Here is a 3013-nt window from a genome sequence, read left to right as displayed (position 1 = left end):
GTGATCCTGCGGGCGGAGCTGATCGACCAATAGTCGCAGCGATGACTTTACCAATGGCAGCTTGTTCCACTGGTTCATCGACCCGGACACATCAATCAGGAACACCAGGTTGCTCGGCGGCAGCGCGGCCGTCTCGATCCGTCGCGCTTGAAGCGCGACACGAACGAGGCGGTGCTTGGGCTGCCACGGTGCCGCCATCGTTTCGGTGGTGATCGACACCGGCGCATCGCCACGCGGTTCGGCCAAGTCGTACGGGAAGTAGTTGATCAACTCTTCGATGCGCACCGCATCGGGCGGCGGCGTCTGCCCCTGCGAAATGACGCGTCGCACGTTGCTGTACGAGGCACGATCAACGTCCACTGAGAACGTGGAGCGTGGATTCACCGAGACCGCGAGAAACGGATTGTCATCGATCTTGTCGTACTGCTCGCGATTGCCGCCGTTGTCGCGGCGTGGGGCGCTGCGTGTCGGGAGTCGCGTGGGTGATGTGCGTTCAACGCCACGCGCGATTCCGCCTGCCACGCCGCGTCCACTCACGTCCTGAGATTGCGACGCCGCCGTGAACGTCGGCGAGAGCCCAGCGAGTGGCGCGCGGCGTCCATTCGCCGCCTCGGTCCTCACGATCACCTCGCTCAACGCCAGTACCGACGTCACCATGGCGTGATCGATGATGAGCGTGTCGCCGACCACGGTGCGCGTCGCGATCGATTGCGTGTAACCGATGCGACGGAACGTGACGCGAATCGAGATGTTGGGCGCTACGCCCGCGATGGCGAGCGAATACGTACCGCTCGTCGAGGTCAGCGTACCGCTTGTCGGCGCGTTGCTTCCTGTGACGGTGGCCTGGACTTGAACGCCGCCGATTGGACGTTGTGTGCTCGCGTCGCGCACTGTGCCGCGCACGATCACCGTACGCGGCCCGGGAGCGACAAGTGGTTCCACCGATGAGGCCATCGTCGCCATGGCACGACCACTCACCACTGGGTCGGACACGTTGGCCGGTGACGCGCTGTCGATTCGTGCCGTGGCCTTGCGGGCCTGCGCCATCGGCTCGACGGCAACGACCATCTTGGCCGCCACGGGTGCCGCTACGTCTGCCGTCTTCCCGTTGGACACCATCGGGGGTGAAGCAGTCGGCGCTGTCGCAGTCGCCACCTTCGCCTGCTCGGGAGCTACACCCGCCAGCGGTTGCGACGTCGATGCTGCCGTAGCCGGTGCCTGAGCGGCCGGCGACTCAACCGCCGGTGTCCCCGTGCTTGCTCCGTCCGCCGTGGCAACCTCCGTCGTGTCAGCCGTTGCCGGCGACCGCGACATCACCCACGACGTACCGCCCGCTATCAGAGCCAACGCGGCGGCCACACGGAACGCCGGCCGCGTGTACCACGCCGTCGCTGCCTTCTGCGCGGCACGCGTCCGCCCGTCGGCCTGGGCCACGATCACCGCCGCCGCTTTTGCCGTCTCGGCCCGCGACACCACGCCGCCCGGTGCGTCGTCGAGAGCACCCAGAATGCGTGAGGCCGCTGCAGTGTAGCCGCGCAGCGTGGCCACCTCCTGCTGGCACACCGCGCACCCACCCACATGCGCCTGCACCTGTGCACCGTTCGCGGCGTCGAACGCATCGTCGAGCCACGTCTGCAGCGACCCCTCATCAGGATGTCCCGCGTCGGTCCACGCGATCTGTAGCGCGTCGTTCGGACGCATTTCGTTATGCGACATCGGCTCCTCCCTGTGCGTCGCGCTCGCGAACGAGCGACTCGTAGATGTCCACCAAGCGGCGTCGGGCGCGCGAGAGCGTTGTGCCCACGGATCCCACCGACAGGCCAAGCGTGGCCGCTATTTCGTGATAGTCGAGTCCTTCTTCGCGCAGCAGCAGCGCGGTGCGATCCTTCTCGCCGAGCGCGTCGATCGCCGATCGCGCGAACGCCTGTTCGCGCAGCTGATCCTGCCGCTGCTCTCGCGATACAGACTCGTGTTCGATGGTGCGCGTCTGCGACTCGTCATTCCGCAGCGCTTCGAGATGGCGGCGTCGGCGCGTTTCACGGCGGCCTTCGTCGCGGATCAGGTTCGTGGCCACGGAAAAGAGCCACGAACGTTCATTCGTGAGCGGCAAATGCCGCATAGCGCGGGAAAGGTCTCCTGCGCGAGTTCCTCCGCGAGATCACGGTCGCCAAGACGCCGCGCCAGATAGCGCACGACGGGTTGGTGGTACTCGCGGAACAGTCGGTCGATGTCGTCCATCGCCTCGGGAGCTGGGGGTTCACGAGTTGGACGCCGGCGCGGGAAAAACTTGCACACGCCCTTTCGCGGGCCGGAACAACGGGGCGGGGTTACCCCCGCTTCTGCTCCAGGCGCGTGATGCGTTCTCTCACATCCTGAACCACCGGCTGCAGCGCGGGGTCTGCGTCTTTCCAGAGCTCCATGAACTCGCGATAGCGACGAATCGCCTGCGCCACGTTGCCGCGCTCCTCGTACAGCTCTTCCAGCCGCTTGAGCGCGCGGGCACGCTCGACCACGTCCTCCAACAGTCGAGCCTCTGGGTTGCGGCTCGCCAGCATGTATTCGTACACCGCCACCACCGAATCGCGCTGGCCCAACGCATCGTAGGCGCGATACAGCGACTTCTGATCTGCGGGCGCCGCGCCCGATCGGGCGATGGTCGTTTCAAGCGCGGCCAAGCGCGCACGCGCGCCGCTGCTGTCGTCGAGGGTGATGATGCGCGCCTCGGCGATAGTGGCCTCCGCCTCGAAGATCGCGGCGGGATCCACTTTCATGGCCAGCGGACGGATCACCGCCTCGAGGTCGCGCTCGGCGGTGCCCAATTGTCCGCGCATCAGGTGAAGGCTGAATCGCCGCCGCATCGTTGGGCCTGCGATGTCGAGCGCCGGCTTCGACGCCAAAACGCTGTCGAGCCGCGTCGCGATCGACGTGTAGTCGCCTTCCGATGCCGCCTTGTCGTTGGATAGCACGAGCGGCGCGCGCGGCGACGAGATGCTGGAGACGGTGCGGCGCAGTG

Annotated in this window: 4 protein-coding genes; all 4 read right to left on the bottom strand. The window is 66.5% G+C overall.

Annotation, left to right across the window (positions count from 1 at the left end; genetic code table 11):
- A partial coding sequence (locus ACESNG_RS23450) for a von Willebrand factor type A domain-containing protein (protein WP_373071137.1) occupies positions 1-1716 on the bottom strand: 1716 nt, incomplete at its 3' end.
- Positions 1706-2074: a sigma-70 family RNA polymerase sigma factor gene (locus ACESNG_RS23445; protein ID WP_373071135.1), complete on the bottom strand. Its 369-nt coding sequence runs from the start codon at positions 2072-2074 to the stop codon at positions 1706-1708. The genes ACESNG_RS23445 and ACESNG_RS23450, both read right to left, overlap by 11 nt.
- On the bottom strand, positions 2059-2238 hold the full coding sequence (locus ACESNG_RS23440; protein WP_373071133.1) for a sigma factor: 180 nt from the start codon (positions 2236-2238) through the stop codon (positions 2059-2061). The genes ACESNG_RS23445 and ACESNG_RS23440 overlap by 16 nt, the downstream gene beginning before the upstream one ends.
- Before the next feature lie 89 nt (positions 2239-2327).
- A partial coding sequence (locus ACESNG_RS23435; protein ID WP_373071131.1) for a hypothetical protein occupies positions 2328-3013 on the bottom strand: 686 nt, incomplete at its 5' end.

The organism is Gemmatimonas sp. (assembly GCF_041689975.1).
Classification (GTDB): domain Bacteria; phylum Gemmatimonadota; class Gemmatimonadetes; order Gemmatimonadales; family Gemmatimonadaceae; genus Gemmatimonas.
Note: the sequence above shows the minus strand (reverse complement) of the source record. Positions and strands in the feature narration are given on the sequence as shown.